12 protein-coding genes are annotated in these 14,332 nt (G+C 67.2%); 5 read left to right on the top strand and 7 right to left on the bottom strand.

What is annotated here, in order from left to right; all coding sequences use genetic code 11:
• Positions 1–21: 21 nt before the first annotated feature.
• On the bottom strand, positions 22–1,671 hold the full coding sequence (locus QGV55_RS16585; RefSeq protein WP_281019523.1) for a hydantoinase B/oxoprolinase family protein: 1,650 nt from the start codon (positions 1,669–1,671) through the stop codon (positions 22–24).
• Positions 1,664–3,709, bottom strand: a complete 2,046-nt coding sequence (locus QGV55_RS16580; RefSeq protein WP_281019524.1) for a hydantoinase/oxoprolinase family protein — start codon at positions 3,707–3,709, stop codon at positions 1,664–1,666. The genes QGV55_RS16585 and QGV55_RS16580 overlap by 8 nt, the downstream gene beginning before the upstream one ends.
• A gap of 95 nt (positions 3,710–3,804) precedes the next feature.
• Here QGV55_RS16580 and QGV55_RS16575 point away from each other — a divergent pair, with 95 nt between their 5' ends.
• Entirely contained in the window at positions 3,805–4,995 is a 1,191-nt protein-coding gene (locus QGV55_RS16575; RefSeq protein WP_281019525.1) for an MFS transporter, read from the top strand.
• Positions 4,996–5,031: 36 nt separating this feature from the next.
• Here QGV55_RS16575 and rocF read toward each other — a convergent pair whose 3' ends face one another.
• Together rocF and QGV55_RS16565 are read right to left on the bottom strand one after the other, a co-directional pair.
• Positions 5,032–5,973, bottom strand: a complete 942-nt coding sequence (rocF, locus tag QGV55_RS16570) for an arginase (RefSeq protein ID WP_281019526.1) — start codon at positions 5,971–5,973, stop codon at positions 5,032–5,034.
• Positions 5,974–6,049: 76 nt separating this feature from the next.
• The gene (locus QGV55_RS16565) at positions 6,050–7,012 is read right to left on the bottom strand and encodes a cyclase family protein (protein WP_281019527.1); all 963 of its coding nucleotides are present in this window, start codon (positions 7,010–7,012) and stop codon (positions 6,050–6,052) included.
• Between the two features lie 303 nt (positions 7,013–7,315).
• On the opposite strand from QGV55_RS16565, the gene hemB reads away from it, so the two are divergent.
• From hemB to choV, 4 genes are read left to right on the top strand one after another with little or no spacing between them, the layout of a single operon-like run.
• The gene (gene hemB / locus QGV55_RS16560; RefSeq protein ID WP_348637682.1) at positions 7,316–8,284 is read left to right on the top strand and encodes a porphobilinogen synthase; all 969 of its coding nucleotides are present in this window, start codon (positions 7,316–7,318) and stop codon (positions 8,282–8,284) included.
• 3 nt (positions 8,285–8,287) lie between these two features.
• A complete protein-coding gene (locus QGV55_RS16555) occupies positions 8,288–9,481 on the top strand; it encodes a CoA transferase (protein WP_281019529.1) in 1,194 nt (397 codons plus the stop codon).
• Positions 9,482–9,492: 11 nt separating this feature from the next.
• Positions 9,493–10,344, top strand: a complete 852-nt coding sequence (choW, locus tag QGV55_RS16550; RefSeq protein WP_281019530.1) for a choline ABC transporter permease subunit — start codon at positions 9,493–9,495, stop codon at positions 10,342–10,344.
• Positions 10,341–11,546: a choline ABC transporter ATP-binding protein gene (gene choV, locus QGV55_RS16545; protein ID WP_281019531.1), complete on the top strand. Its 1,206-nt coding sequence runs from the start codon at positions 10,341–10,343 to the stop codon at positions 11,544–11,546. Before choW ends, choV begins: the two co-directional genes overlap by 4 nt.
• 407 nt (positions 11,547–11,953) lie before the next feature.
• On the opposite strand, the gene QGV55_RS16540 is transcribed toward choV, so the two are convergent.
• The 3 genes from QGV55_RS16540 to QGV55_RS16530 are packed head-to-tail and all read right to left on the bottom strand — an operon-like array spanning position 11,954 to position 14,178.
• Positions 11,954–13,123 carry an amidohydrolase family protein gene (locus QGV55_RS16540; RefSeq protein ID WP_281019532.1) on the bottom strand — a complete coding sequence of 390 codons (1,170 nt, stop codon included), beginning with the start codon at positions 13,121–13,123 and terminating at the stop codon, positions 11,954–11,956.
• Positions 13,124–13,165: 42 nt separating this feature from the next.
• Entirely contained in the window at positions 13,166–13,831 is a 666-nt protein-coding gene (locus tag QGV55_RS16535; RefSeq protein WP_281019533.1) for an HAD-IA family hydrolase, read from the bottom strand.
• On the bottom strand, positions 13,828–14,178 hold the full coding sequence (locus tag QGV55_RS16530) for a DUF1491 family protein (protein ID WP_281019534.1): 351 nt from the start codon (positions 14,176–14,178) through the stop codon (positions 13,828–13,830). The genes QGV55_RS16535 and QGV55_RS16530 overlap by 4 nt, the downstream gene beginning before the upstream one ends.
• Positions 14,179–14,332 lie beyond the last annotated feature (154 nt).

Here is a 14,332-nt window from a genome sequence, read left to right as displayed (position 1 = left end):
ATCAATGGATGGACCGGCCTGTCATTCCGCAATGTAGCCGTCGGTCAGGTCCCGCGCGATGTGCCTGGCGCTGCGGTCCTCCGCCGGTCCGTAGCCCGCGCCACCGCCGGTTCTGACCACCAGCAGGTCCCCGCGCAGCAGCGGCATGCTGGTCTTGGACGGCAGTTCGACCTTCTCGCCGTCACGCTCGATCCAGGCTTCCGCCTTGCCGCCCGGCCCGCCGCCGAACAGGCCCTCCGGCGCGATGTCGAACCGGTCACCGTAGGCGGCGAAGGTCACGTCGTCGGCGGTGATCTCGTAGATGCGCTGGAACCCCAGGCCGCCGCGATGGCGCCCTGCGCCGCCTGATCCGGCAACCAGGCTGTAGTCGCGGACCCGGAAGAAGGGATAGGCCATGTCCTGGGCCTCGATCGGGATGTTGCCGCAGTTCGACAGCGGGCTGTCGACCGCGTTGCAGCCATCATTGGCCGGTCCGGCGCCATAGCCGCCGCCGAAGATCTCCAGGTAGATGTTGTAGCCCTTCGGTCCCAGATGGCTGAGGCAGCAGGCATAGGTGGTGTCGTAGCCACTGGCGATGACCCGGTCCGGCACTGCCTGGGCCAGCGCCTTCATCACCGCGTTGAAGACGCGATAGGTGGGCAGCAGTCTGGCCCGCACCGGCGCCGGGTAGATTGGATTCAGGATCGACCCGTGCGGGGCGGTGATCGTGACCGCGCGGGCGCAGCCGCTGTTGAAGGGCAGGTCAGCGGAGGTCAGGGCCGACTTGATCACCGACAGGGCCGCGCCGACGGTGGAGGCGAAGGGACTGTTGATGTTGGTCTTCACCTGCGGGCTGCTGCCGTCGAAGTCCACGGCAATGTCCGAACCCTTCACGGTCACGGTGGCCGCGATGCGCAGCGGCCCGCTGCCCTGTCCGTCGTCGTCCAGGAAGTCTTCGCCGTGGTAGGTGCCGTCCGGCACGGCCTCCAGTGCCGCGCGCATCCGCCGTTCGGCATAGTCGAGCATGCCGGTCATGGCACTCTCCACCCGGTCGGTACCGTGCCTGGCACAGAGGTCGCGCACCCGTTCGATGCCGATCTGGTTGGCGGCGAACTGCGCCTCGAAATCGCCGATGGTGTGGTCCGGCATGCGGATATTGGCCCGCACCATGCGCTGCAGCGCGCCGTCGTTGCGCCAGTCGCGGTCCAGGTTCCAGCGCGATGGCGGAAAGATGATGCCTTCCTGGTGCACGTCGGTGGCGTCGGGGTTCAGCCCCGGTGCGCCGCCCCCCAGATCGATGTGGTGGGCGACGGTGGCGGAGAACCCGATCAGCCGCCCCGCGACGAAGATCGGGGAGAACAGGAACACGTCCGGCAGGTGCTGTCCGCCGTTGTAGGGGTCGTTGGTGATGTAGAAGTCGCCTTCCTGCAGCGTCTCCGGCGGCGTGATCTTCGCGCAGGGGCCAAAGGTGTGGGCAATGGAGCCAAGCTGCAGCGGAATCAGTTCCGACTGCGCCACGACATTGCCCCTGGCATCCAGGATCGCCGAGGAGCAGTCCTCCGCCTCCCGCACGATGGTCGAGTGGGCGGAGCGGATCAGCTTCACCCCCATTTCGTGGGCGGCGGCAATCAGGGCCTGGGTAATGATGGCCTGATCGACCGCCGAGACAGTGTTGAGCGCAGTATCAGGCATCCGTCGTCTCCTCTTCCAGCCGCAGGATCAGATTATGGGCGGAATCCACCGCGCCGCGCCAGCCGTCGGCTACCAGAATCGTGGATGTGCCATCTTCCACCAGCGCGGGACCGGTGATCCCGACACCCTCCCCCGGTCGGGTGGTGCAGGGGGCGTCGGCGTGCTGCCGGTCCCGTTCGAAGAAGGAGGTCCGGTCGGCGATGCGGGCTGCCGCGGCATCGCCCGAAAGGTCCGGCTGGACACCCGGCGAAACAGCGGCCCCGGCCCGGAAGGCCACGATCTCGATGGCCGAGCCGCCGGCCTTGTCGAACTCGAAGACGCGGTGGTGTGCCGCCTCGAACAGGGCGCGGATGGTGTCCGTATCCAGTTCGTCCGGTCCGCGATCGCCCAGGTCCACCGGTATCTCGAAGGCCTGTCCGACATAGCGCATGTCCAGGCTGCGCTTCAGCCCGACATCGCCTTCCAGACCCAGATCGCGCAGGTGCGCCGCCGCCGCTGCACCAACCTCGGCGATCACCTCCCCGATCTCCGCTTCGTTCACGGCCTCCAGCCGCACCTGATGGGTACGGCTCTCGAAGTGCACGAAGTCGGAGGCCAGCAGGCCATAGGCCGACAGCACGCCTGCTGCGGGGGGGACCAGCACGGTGTGGATGCCCAGATCCTCCGCGACCCGGCAGGCCAGCATGGGTCCGGCACCACCGAAGGGCAGCAGGGCGAAGTCGCGCGGATCGTGGCCGCGTTCGGTGGAGATGCGCTGGATCGCGCGGACGATGTTCGCCTCCGCCACCCGGATTGCCGCATCCGCTGCCTGCACTGCAGTGAGGCCGAGCTGCGTCGCGATGGGGCCGATCACGGCCTCCGCCGCAGCCCGGTCGAGCTGCATGGTGCCGCCCAGAAAGGTCTCGGCGCGGATGGTACCGCGGATCAGGTGACAGTCCGTGATCGTCGGACGCTGGCCGTCGCGGCCATAGCAGGCAGGGCCCGGATCGGCGCCCGCCGACTCAGGCCCGACCCGCAGCAGCCCGCCGTCATCGATCCAGACGATGGAGCCGCCGCCTGCGCCCACCGTGGCGATATCGATGACCGGTGTCTTCACGGGCAGGCCATCGATCTCCGTGGCTGCCGCCAGATCGGGCTGGCCGTCCCGGACCAGGCAGACATCCGTGGAGGTGCCGCCCATGTCGAAGGTGATGATGTTGCCGAACCCGGACCGCAGTGCCTGGCGGGTGGCGCCGACGACCCCCGCCGCCGGTCCCGAGAACAGCGCGGTTATGGCGGACCGGGCCATGCCTGCGGCGGGCAGGCGACCACCGTTGGACTGCATGACGGAGAACCGGCCCCGATGGCCGCGCGCATTCAGGGCTTCGCCGAAGCGGCCGAGATAGGCGTCGATCACGGGCTGCACATAGGCGGCGAGCGCGGTCGTCGATGCGCGCTCGTACTCCCGGAACTCGCGGCAGACATCGGCGGAGATCGTGACCTTCTGGTTCTGGAACCGCTTGCGCACGGCATCGGCCACGGCCTGCTCATGCGTCGGCTCGACATAGGCGTTCAGCAGGCAGATCGCGACGGCTCCATAGGGGTCGCCATCGGCTTCAGCGGTTTCCAGGCGTTCCGCGATCCGGGACATGGTGGTCTCCAGGTCCAGCGCGTCGACGATCGCGCCCGTGGCGTCGATCCGTTCCGGCGCCTCGATCACGTCGCGGCGTTGCACCACCGGTTCGGGCTTGGCATAGAACAGGTCATAGATGCGGCGGCGGTTGTGGCGCTGGATGAACAGGATATCGCGTGTCCCCTGCGTCACCACCATCAGCACCCGCGCGCCCTTGCGCTCCAGGATCGCATTGGTGGCAACGGTGGAGCCATGCACCAGATCATCGACCTGCGACAGGTCCAGCCCGGCGCTGTCGATGGCGTTCAGCGCGCCTTCGTCCGGTCGCGCGGGGGTGGAGGGGACCTTGGTCACCTGCAGGCGGCCGTCATCGCCGATGGCCACCAGATCCGTGAATGTTCCTCCGACCTCGACCCCGACCCGCATCGACAGTTCCTCCCCCTGTGCACAGCGAGGGTAGGCCAGCAGTTGCCACCATGGGAAGATGCCGACTGGGGATTCGCTGTCGGCAAGGGGCTGCCATGCATCGCGCGTGGGTGATCGTCGTTCTGTGTGCGCTGGTCGTGGGCTGCTGTCTGGGGCTGGCGCGCTTCGCGTTCGGCATGCTGCTGCCCGGGATCAGCGCCGATGTCGGGCTGGACTACGCCCAGGGCGGGCTGCTCGGTACCAGCTATTTCGTCGGCTACCTGCTGATGGTGCTGGGGGTGCCGCGCATCGTGCGCGTGGTCGGCCAGCGGGTGATGATCCTGTCAGGCCTGCTGATCCTGACCATCGGCATGGTCGGCATGGCCATGGTCACCCGGTTCGAACCCCTGCTGGTGCTCTACACGCTGACCGGAATGGGCGCGGGCGGTGCCTATGTCCCGGCGATGAGCCTGGCGTCGAGCTGGTTCGAGGCATCGCATCGCGGGCGCGCGGCGGGTACCATGCTGGCCGGGGCAGGCATCGGGATCGTGCTTTCCGGGCTGCTGGTGCCGGCGCTTTTCCCCGTCGCCGGGTTTGCGGGCTGGCAGGTGGGCTGGCTGCTGTTCGCGCTGATCGCCGTCGTGACCCTGCTGGCCTGCCTCATCGGCCTGCGTGACCGTCCGGCCCTGATCGGCCTGAAACCCTATGGCACACCCGCCCCGCCACCGGTTGCCGGATCGCCGCCGCCCCGGCGCGGCTGGCTGGTGCTGCTGCATCTGGGCATCATCTACGCCTGCTATGGCATCACCTACATGGTCTACACGACCTTCATCGTCACCACGATGATCGACGAGCGTGGAATGGATGCCGCCCAGGCCGGGCAGGTCTGGAGCATCGTCGGCTTCTGTTCGATCTTCTCGGGCGCCCTGTTCGGTGGCCTGTCGGACCGCATCGGGCGGCGCGGCGGGCTGATGGCCTCGTCGCTGGCCCAGGCGCTGGCCTTCGCGCTGGTGGCGGGCAGCTTCGGCGAGGTGGCACTCTTTGCCTCCGTCGTCTGTTTCGGCATCTCGGCCTGGAGCGTACCCACCATCATGGCCGCCGCTGCCGGAGACCAGGTCGGTCCGGAACGTGCGGCGGGCGCACTGGCGGTCATCACCCTGATCTTTGCCGCAGGTCAGGCTGTCGGCCCCGTGGGCGCCGGGGCGCTGGCCGAGCTGACCGGCCGTTTCGGGCCCGGTTTCGCTGCCTCGGCCGCCATCGCGATCCTGGCCGTCGCGCTTTCGGCGCTGTTGCCGACGCGGCGCTGAGGTCCCGGCCGCGATCCGGCTGTCGGAACGGTTGCGTCAGCGCCGACGCGGCGGGCGACCCATGACGCGGCGGCCGAACAGGCTGGCGGTCAGGTCGCGCATCAGGCGGGCGGTCTTGCCCCGGTCGTCCAGGTAGGGGTTGATCTCGGCCAGGTCGACGGAGGTGACGAGGCCGCTGTCGTGCAGCAGTTCCATGATCAGGTGCGCCTCCCGAACCGTCGCGCCGCCGGGCACCGTGGTGCCGACCCCCGGCGCCACGTCCGGGTCCAGGAAATCCACGTCCAGGCTGACATGCAGCAGGCCGTTCGCGGCCCTGACCCGGTCGATGAAGGCGCGGGTCAGGCCGGCAAAACCGATCTCGTCCACCGCGCGCATGTCGTGGATATCGATGTTGTTGTCCAGCACCAGATCATGCTCGGTCTCGTCGACGGAGCGGATGCCCATCATGGTGACATTGCGTGGATTGACCGGACTCTCCAGCGGCGCGCCATAGACTTCCGCGCCGTCGATGCCGCAGAACATGGCGACGGGCATGCCGTGGGTGTGGCCTGATTCCGAGCTTTCCAGCGTGTTGAAGTCGGCGTGGGCGTCGAGCCAGAGCACGAACAGCTCCCGACCCTGCGTTGCGGCGTGGCGGGCGATGCCTGCAACGGTGCCGATGGCCAGGCTGTGGTCGCCACCGACGAAGACCGGGGTCCAGCCCGCATCGGCGATCCGGGTCGCGTGATCCATCAGGCTCTCGGTCCAGGCGGCGGTCATGGCGATGTTGCGGGCCCGGCCCCGTTCCGGCACTTCCCGCGCCAGCGGCGCAGGCTCCGCATTGCCGAAATCCCGCACCTCGTGCCCCAGTTCCTGCAGTGCCTCCCCCAGCCCGGCAATGCGCATGGCATCCGGTCCCATCTGGCAGCCACGCAGGCTGGCCCCGGAATCGACGGGCGCGCCGAGGATGGCGATCTTGCGGGTCTGGCTTTCCTGCATGGTCAGGGCGTCCGATCCTGAAATGAAAAAGGGGAGCCGCCGGCTCCCCTTTCCCGTAACCCGAAAGTGGCTGCTGTTACCAGAGGGCCACCGGATTGATGATCATCTGGACCGTGCCCTTGATCCGGGCCTGACCCAGGACAAACATGAACTCGGTCACGCCTTCCTCGGCGAGACGACCGGTGTTCATGGTCTCCAGAATGTAGATCCCGTTTTCCTTCAGCAGGGTGACGTGGCCATAGAACAGCTTGTCTCCCTTTGCGGGCGGTACGGAGTCGAGGCCCCAGGTGTCGGCACCCACGGCCATGACGTCCTGGGCGGCGAGATAGACCGCAGCCTCGTTGTTCATGCCCGGTTCACCGCTGACCCACGCGGTCGGATCTGATGCAAGCTTGCCGTCGGTCCAGCCCGTGTGGAACAGAACCACGTCACCGGTGCGGATCTCGACGCCCTGCGCCTGGGCTGCCGCACGGATATCGGCGGAACCGAATGACTGGCCGGCCTCCATGACCTCAACGCCGAAGTGCTTCGCCATGTTGATCAGCACTCCACGACCCACCAGAGGCGGGATGTTGTGGACACCAAGCTTCGTCAGGCCGGTAACCTGCGCGATCTCCTTGTCGGAGTTGCAGTTGTAGTACATGCCCTTCTCGCCCAGGTGGCCCAGGCCGTCGATCTGCGGGCCGATGCCGAACCAGAGCTGGGCGATGTCGTCATTGTAGATGGCTTCATAGCCGAACTGGGTCAGACGGTTGCCACCTGCCTGGCCGGGAGAGACCACCTGCAGCATCAGGCCACGCGGCGGGAAGGCCGGGGTCGAACTGTCGATGACGATGCCGAGCGGGTGCGAATTGCCCTTCTTGATCAGCTTGGAAGCCATCAGGACCTGATCGGGCGTCACATGGTTCGCGGAACCGATCTGGTCGTCGGCGCCCCATTTCGAGGGCTTGCATTCGGAGGCGGCATGGCTGCCCGCCATTACGCTGCCAGCAGCGAACAGGGCAAGGCCCAGGCTGGCACCAAAGAGGGATTTCTTCATTGGATGTTTCCTTGTGTTTTCCCCAACGGACGGTCGTCATTTGTCGCGACCATTCCTCCCCGCCCGGATTCATCCCGGCAGGCCGAATTATTCTCAGGGGCAATTGCTTTTGATTGCAAGGGTGAATTGCCGTTGCGGAAAGAGTGCCGGTGATTCCGTCGGGGCGGGAAATGGTCTATCGTCGCGCCATCCTGCGGGCTGACGGAAGGCAGAGCCATGAATGACGAGACCCCGACGCTTGGACGTGCACACCAGAGGGCGCGGCCTGACACACCGGCGCTCGGTGCCTACCCGCGCGTCAGGATGCGGCGCACCCGGGCGCAGGACTGGACCCGGCGGATGGTGTCGGAGAAGGTGCTGACCCCGGCGGATTTCATCTGGCCCCTGTTCGTGCATGAGGGTTCGGGCGTCGAGGATGTGGCGGCCATGCCCGGTGTCCGGCGTTATGACGTGGCCAGCCTGCCTGCTGCGGTGGCGGAGGCAGCAGCGCTCGGCATCCCCGCGATTGCTCTGTTCCCGGCGCTGGACCCGGCGAAGAAGGACGCGGAGGGGTCGGAGGCAACCAATCCGGACAATGTCGTCTGCCGGGCGATCCGCGCCGTGAAGGCGGAGGTGCCGGAAATCGGCATCCTGTGTGACGCGGCGCTGGATCCCTTCACTTCCCACGGGCATGACGGGGTGATCCGCGACGACTATGTCACCAATGACGAAACGGTGGAGATCCTTGTTCGACAGTCGCTCAATCAGGTGGAGGCGGGGGCGGACATCATCTCCCCCTCCGACATGATGGACGGGCGCGTCGGCGCGATCCGGGAGGCGCTGGAGCGTGAAGGTCACGTCAACAGCATGATCATGTCCTACGCCGCCAAGTATGCCTCCGCCTTCTATGGCCCGTTCCGGGACGCCATCGGCTCCCAGGCCAATCTGGGCAAGGCCAGCAAGGCGACCTACCAGATGAACCCGGCCAATGGCGACGAGGCGATGCGGGAGGTGGCGCTGGACATCGCCGAGGGCGCCGACATGGTGATGGTGAAGCCCGGCATGCCCTATCTCGACCTCTGCCACCGGGTGAAGACGACATTCGGCGTGCCGACCTTCGCCTATCAGGTGTCCGGTGAATACGCGATGCTGCAGGCCGCGGCGGGCAACGGCTGGCTGGACCTGGAGCGGGTGATGCTGGAAAGCCTGCTGGGCTTCAAGCGGGCCGGATGTGACGGTGTGCTGACCTATTTCGCCGTCGAGGCGGCGCGCAAACTGAAGGAACTTGGCTGACCCATGACGCTTGCAGCATCGGAACGTGGTGGCCCGCTGGCCGGGATCACCGTCATCGACCTGACCCGGGTTCTGGCCGGTCCCTACTGCACCCTGATGCTGGCCGAGCTCGGTGCCCGCGTGATCAAGGTGGAGGAACCGGGCGTCGGCGACATCAGCCGCTCCATCGGTCCCTTCGTGAAGGGCAAGTCGGCCTATTTCATGAGCCTGAACCGCGACAAGGAAAGCATCGCGCTGAACCTGAAGGATGATGCCGACCGGGCGGTGTTCGAGCAGCTGCTGGAGCAGGCTGACGTGCTGGTGGAGAACTATCGTCCCGGCACGATGGAGAAGCTCGGCTATGGCTGGGACACGCTGCAGGCCCGCTGGCCATCGCTGATCTTCGCCGCGGCCAGCGGCTTCGGCCAGACCGGCCCCTACGCCAAGCGTCCGGCCTACGACATGGTGGTGCAGGGCATGGGCGGGGTGATGAGCCTGACCGGGCACCCCGGCGGCCCGCCGACCCGCGTCGGCTCCTCCATCGGCGACCTCGCGGCGGGCATGTTCGCCGCCGCCGGGATCAATGCGGCCCTGTTCGAGCGGACGCGCACCGGCAAGGGCGCCATGATCGATATCGGCATGCTGGACTGCCAGGTGGCGCTGCTGGAAAACGCCATCGTGCGCTATACGACGACCGGTGACATTCCCGGCCCCCTGGGGGCGCGGCATCCGTCCATCGCGCCCTTCGCGGCCTTCACCAGTGCGGATGGCCACATCATCGTTGCCTGCGGCACGGACAAGGCATTCCAGGACCTGGCCGAAGCGCTTGGTGCGCCGGAAATGGCGCAGGACGACAGGTTTGCCACGCCCACCAGCCGGGTGGAGAACGTGGAGCAGCTGCAGGTGGTGCTGGACAGCCTGTTCGTGACCAGGACCACCGACGACTGGCTCGCCATTCTGGAGGCCAAGGGCCTGCCCTGCGGTCCGATCAACAATGTCGCGCAGGTGCTCGCCGATCCGCACGTGATTTCCCGCAACATGATCGTCCACACGGATGATCCGGTGGCCGGGCATGTGCAGATGGGCGGCAATCCGATCAAGATCTCCGGCCATCCGGACGGCACCCTGCGCCGCCATGCGCCGGACCTGGACGAGAACCGCGCGGCGCTGCTGGCGGAACTGGCCGCCGCCCGGGACAGCGCCCGCTCAACCGGATAGGGGACCGACGCATGGAATGGCTGACCGAGCAGAAGCTTCCCATCGGCAAGGCCGCCAAGTCCGTCGTCGAGTGGATCACCGACAATTTCGCCTGGTGGTTCGACGCCTTCTCCATCGGCATGGAAACCGCCATCGACGGGCTGCTGTGGCTGTTGCAGGCACCGCATCCGCTGATCATCGTCGCGCTGGTCGCGGCACTTGCCTGGCTGCTGAAGCGCTCCATCGGTTTCACGGTCTTCGTTGCCCTGTCGCTGCTGCTGATCATCAACCAGGGCTACTGGGAGGAAACCACCGAGACCCTGGCGCTGGTGCTTTCGGCAGCCGTCGTCTGCATGGTCGTCGGCGTGCCCATCGGGGTCGCGGCGGCGCACCGCCCGTGGCTGTTCCGCCTGCTGCGGCCGATCCTGGACCTGATGCAGACGATCCCGACCTTCGTCTATCTGATCCCGGCGCTGATCCTGTTCGGTCTCGGCATGGTGCCGGGCCTGATCGCCACGGTCATCTTCGCCATTCCGGCACCGATCCGGCTGACCCATCTCGGCGTCTCCTCGACACCGAAACCGCTGATCGAGGCGGGGCAGGCCTTCGGTGCCACCGGCTGGCAACTGCTGTGGAAGGTGGAACTGCCCTATGCGCTGCCCTCCATCCTCGCCGGGCTGACCCAGACCATCATGCTCTCGCTGTCGATGGTGGTGATCGCGGCGCTGGTGGGGGCGGACGGGCTGGGGGTGCCGACCCTGCGCGCGCTCAACACGGTGAATATCGCGAAGGGGTTCGAGGTCGGCGTGGCCATCGTCCTGATCGCCATCATCCTCGACCGGCTCTGCCGCCGGGATGAAGGTTCGAAGGGGCCGGGCAAGTGAGCGAGACCGCATCCACTCCCGCCGCCACCCCGGCAGTCGTCCGTTTCCGCGATGTGGACATCCTGTTCGGCGACCGGCCCGCCAGCGCCCTGCCGCTGGTTGATGCCGGAAAGTCGCGCGCGGAGATTCAGGAGGAAACCGGGCAGGTCGTCGGCGTCAAGGGCGCCAGCCTGGACATTCACGAGGGCGAGATCGTCGTCCTGATGGGCCTCTCCGGCTCCGGCAAATCGACCCTGCTGCGCGCGGTCAACGGCCTGAACCCGGTGACGCGCGGGCAGGTGCTGGTGCACGACGGTGCGGCGGAGGTCGATGTGGCCCGCTGCAGTGCCACCGACCTGCGCCGCCTGCGCATGCACCGCATCGCCATGGTGTTCCAGCAGTTCGCGCTACTGCCCTGGCGCACGGTGGCGGAGAACGTCGGTCTCGGGCTGGAGCTTGCCGGGGTTCCGGTGGCGGAGCGGCGGGAACGGGTGGCGCGGCAGCTTGATCTGGTGGATCTGGGGGTCTGGGCCGACCGGCGGGTGCATGAGCTTTCCGGCGGCATGCAGCAACGGGTGGGGCTGGCCCGTGCCTTTGCCACCGATGCGCCGATCCTGCTGATGGACGAGCCCTTCTCGGCGCTGGATCCGCTGATCCGGGCGCATCTGCAGAACGAGCTGCTGGACCTGCAGACACGACTGAAGAAGACCATCATCTTTGTCAGCCACGATCTGGACGAGGCCATCAAGCTGGGCAACCGCATCGCGATCATGGAGGGCGGGCAGATCATCCAGACCGGCCAGCCGGAAGACATCGTGCTCAACCCGGCGAACGACTATGTGGCCGAATTCGTTGCCCACATGAACCCGCTGCAGGTGATGCGCGCCGCCACCATGATGCGGCCCGTCGACGATCTGCCGCGCGACGGGGCCGGACGGCTGTGCCTGGACCGTCATGGCTGGTTCAAGCTGGCGCTGGACCCGTCCGGCGCGCCGCTGGAGGCAGCCTGCAATGGCGAAAGCTGGCCCATCCTCGCCGCCGATCCCGCCACCAGCCCGGAAACCGGTCAGATGCTGACGGCCGCACCCGACGTGGTGATGCAGCAGGTCATCGACTGGCGCGAACGCTCCGGCGGCCCGGTGCTGATCGTGCAGGATGGCCGGATGCTGGGCGCCATCGGCGACGACCAGATCTTCCGGGGGCTGCTCCGCCGGAAGGTGTGAGGGGGCGCTGTGACCACACTGAACCACCGGGCTTCACCCCCTCCTCGATCCTCCCCCGTCAAGGGGGAGGAAGTGCCTCAGCGCTGACGCCTTCGCCCCTTCCCCCTCGATGGGGGAAGGCCGGGAAGGGGGTGGGGGTGCCGTGAGGGCTTGGACGAATTCGACCTCAACACCGACGCCGTACCCGGACTTGATCCGGGTACCCAGCGGTGCCGCACCGGCGTGGGAGACTGGGCTCGCGGATCAAGTCCGCGAGCACCGTGGTGATGGGGAGGTGCCGAAACATCTCCGCAATCACACCCAAATTCACGCCGTGCCCGGGCTTGACCCGGGTACCCAGGAGTGTCGCACTGGCGTGGGAGACTGGGCTCGCGGATCAAGTCCGCGAGCGCCGTGGTGGTGGGGGATCAGCCCCGTACCCGCTCCGGCAGGACCGTTGCGGGCGGGGTGTTGCGGCTGCGTTCGCTGGTGATGGCGCCGTCGATGATGGTCATGCCGACGCCGGGCAGGTTCCCCTGCTCGATGGATTCCAGCATGTTCTTCCCCGGCGCGTGCTGAGCCTGGTCCAGCAGCACGAAGTCGGCGGCCATGCCGACCTCGACCAGGCCGGTATCCAGGTCGCGCATCCGCGCCGTATTGCCGGTGGCGAAGCAGAAGGCCGTCTCCGCCTTCACGTCACCGAACGACGACAGCAGCGCGATCATGCGCAGGATGCCGAGCGGCTGCACCCCGGACCCGGCGGGGGCGTCGGTGCCCAGGATCACGCGATCCATCTGGCCGAGTTCCCGCGCCGTGTTCATGGCCAGCAGGGCCGCGCGCTCGTTGCCGTTGTGCACCAGTTCGATGCCGCGGCCGCACTGCTCGCACAGGCAGACGATCTGGTCGTCGGGCAGGGCGGTGTGGCCGCCATTGATGTGGCCGATGATGTCGGCATCCGCCTCCAGCACCACATCCTTGTCGATCAGGCCCGACCCCGGAATCGACGGGCCGCCGGTATGGATGGTGGACTGGATGCCGTACTTCCGGGCCCAGCCGACCATCTCCTTGGCGGTCTCCCCTGCCTTGACCGAGCCGAGACCGACCTCCCCCAGCAGTTTGACGCCCGCGTCGGCCAGGTCCTTGAAGTCGTTCTCGTCCATGCCCTGTTCGATCACCGGCGCACCGCCGTGCACCTTCACGCCGGAGGGGCGGAAATTCTCGTACCAGCGCTGTGACGCGATCGCGAGCGCCTTCAGCCCGACGATGTCCTTCGGGCGGCCGGGCAGATGCACCTCCCCGGCGGAGATCATGGTGGTGACGCCGCCATGCAGGCAGGAATCGATCCAGCTGAGCTGCGATTGCCGGGGGGTATAGTCGCCGATCACCGGATGCACATGGCTGTCGATCAGGCCCGGCGACACGGCGGTCCCCTTCGCATCGACCTCCACATCCGCCTGATCGGTGTCCAGATCCTTCGCCTTGCCGATGGCCGCGATCCGGCCATCCAGCGCCACGATGCAGTCGGCATCCAGGATCGGGTTTGCCAGATCACCGGACAACAGCAGCCCGATGTTCCTGATGACGAGTTTCTTGGCCATGTCCTGTCCCCCTGTCTGAATCCGTCTATCCGGAATCCTACCTCACAACAGGTCCATGTCGAGGATTGCGCCGAGTTCGGTCAGGGCCTGCCTGGCACCCGTGACCTTGATGGTCTGCATGCCCAGCGCCTTCGCGGGTTTCAGGTTGATGCCCAGGTCGTCCAGGTAGACCGCCTCCGACGGGTCGATGCCGATCTCGCGGCAGGCGAGGCGGTAGATTTCCGGGTCGGGCTTGCGCAGGTTGACCTTCGATGATTCCACGACGATCTGGAACCGGGCCATGACGTCGGCGACGGCGGCGGCCTTCTCGCTGTCGCTGGCGATGCCGGGGCCATGACCGGCGCGGACATTGTTGGTGATGCAGGCGCAGATGCGGTCCTGGCGGATCATGTCCAGCGCGCGGACCATTTCCGGCCTCAACGTGCCGGAGAGCAGCGCGATCACGTCCTTGCCGGGAATGGGATGGCCGATGGCGGTGCTTTCGGCCAGGAACAGCCCATCGAAGGTGTCGAGATCGACGTCATTGCGCTCGAACTGGGCCCAGGCGTTCGTGTCCGGGTTGGTGGCATTGATGCCCCGGATGGTGCCGACGGGCATGCCCTTCTCGGTCTCGTACTCGGCGAAACGCTCGAACGGGCTGGAGGTGAAGACACCGCCGAAGTCCCAGATGACGGCTTTGACGTTCGCGGTGGGTACTGCATTGCTCATGGATTGGTCTCCTCCCCCTCCACCGGCTCGGTGAGGAAATGCCGGCCTGCCCGGTCCTCCACCTCGACCACCCAGAGGTCCGGGTCGGTCGCCAGTCGGCGCTGAATATAGCTGTCGGCCTCCGTGGCCGGAACCGGCTCCGTGCCCGACGAGCGGAGCCACGTCCGCACGCCGTTCATGTAGCCGGGTGAATAGACGGTGGCGGTGCCGCCCGGCGCCTCCACCTTCAGCAGGATGCTGCCTGCTTCCTCCGCGCCGCGCCGTACCAGATAGGCGAAAGCGCCCTGCGCACGGACGCTGCGCAGATAGGCGGCGACCCAGATCTCCGCCTTCAGGCGCGCACTCATGCGGGTTCCAGAGGTTGCCTGCGCCATCCCTCTCCCCCACCCGGCGACCCATCAGGGATGCTCGCACGGGGGACCGGGCGGGGGAGAGGGATGGCGCAGCCAGCAAACGACATGGTTGAACCATTCCCCGACTGCGCGTCAGAATGCGTCAAAC

Source organism: Minwuia sp. IMCC3009 (assembly GCF_029909415.1).
Taxonomy (GTDB): Bacteria; Pseudomonadota; Alphaproteobacteria; order Minwuiales; family Minwuiaceae; genus Minwuia.
The sequence above is the reverse complement of the archived record's forward strand: the minus strand, read 5'-3'. Positions and strand labels throughout refer to the sequence as shown.

Coding starts and splice junctions, on each gene's coding strand:
- hemB (WP_348637682.1), top strand. CDS start 7,316: ATGCGGCGCACCCGGGCGCAGGACTGGACCCGGCGGATGGTGTCGGAG.
- rocF (WP_281019526.1), bottom strand. CDS start 5,973: ATGCAGGAAAGCCAGACCCGCAAGATCGCCATCCTCGGCGCGCCCGTC.
- QGV55_RS16575 (WP_281019525.1), top strand. CDS start 3,805: ATGCATCGCGCGTGGGTGATCGTCGTTCTGTGTGCGCTGGTCGTGGGC.
- QGV55_RS16580 (WP_281019524.1), bottom strand. CDS start 3,709: ATGCGGGTCGGGGTCGAGGTCGGAGGAACATTCACGGATCTGGTGGCC.
- QGV55_RS16585 (WP_281019523.1), bottom strand. CDS start 1,671: ATGCCTGATACTGCGCTCAACACTGTCTCGGCGGTCGATCAGGCCATC.
- QGV55_RS16535 (WP_281019533.1), bottom strand. CDS start 13,831: ATGAGCAATGCAGTACCCACCGCGAACGTCAAAGCCGTCATCTGGGAC.
- QGV55_RS16565 (WP_281019527.1), bottom strand. CDS start 7,012: ATGAAGAAATCCCTCTTTGGTGCCAGCCTGGGCCTTGCCCTGTTCGCT.
- QGV55_RS16540 (WP_281019532.1), bottom strand. CDS start 13,123: ATGGCCAAGAAACTCGTCATCAGGAACATCGGGCTGCTGTTGTCCGGT.
- QGV55_RS16530 (WP_281019534.1), bottom strand. CDS start 14,178: ATGAGTGCGCGCCTGAAGGCGGAGATCTGGGTCGCCGCCTATCTGCGC.
- QGV55_RS16555 (WP_281019529.1), top strand. CDS start 8,288: ATGACGCTTGCAGCATCGGAACGTGGTGGCCCGCTGGCCGGGATCACC.
- choW (WP_281019530.1), top strand. CDS start 9,493: ATGGAATGGCTGACCGAGCAGAAGCTTCCCATCGGCAAGGCCGCCAAG.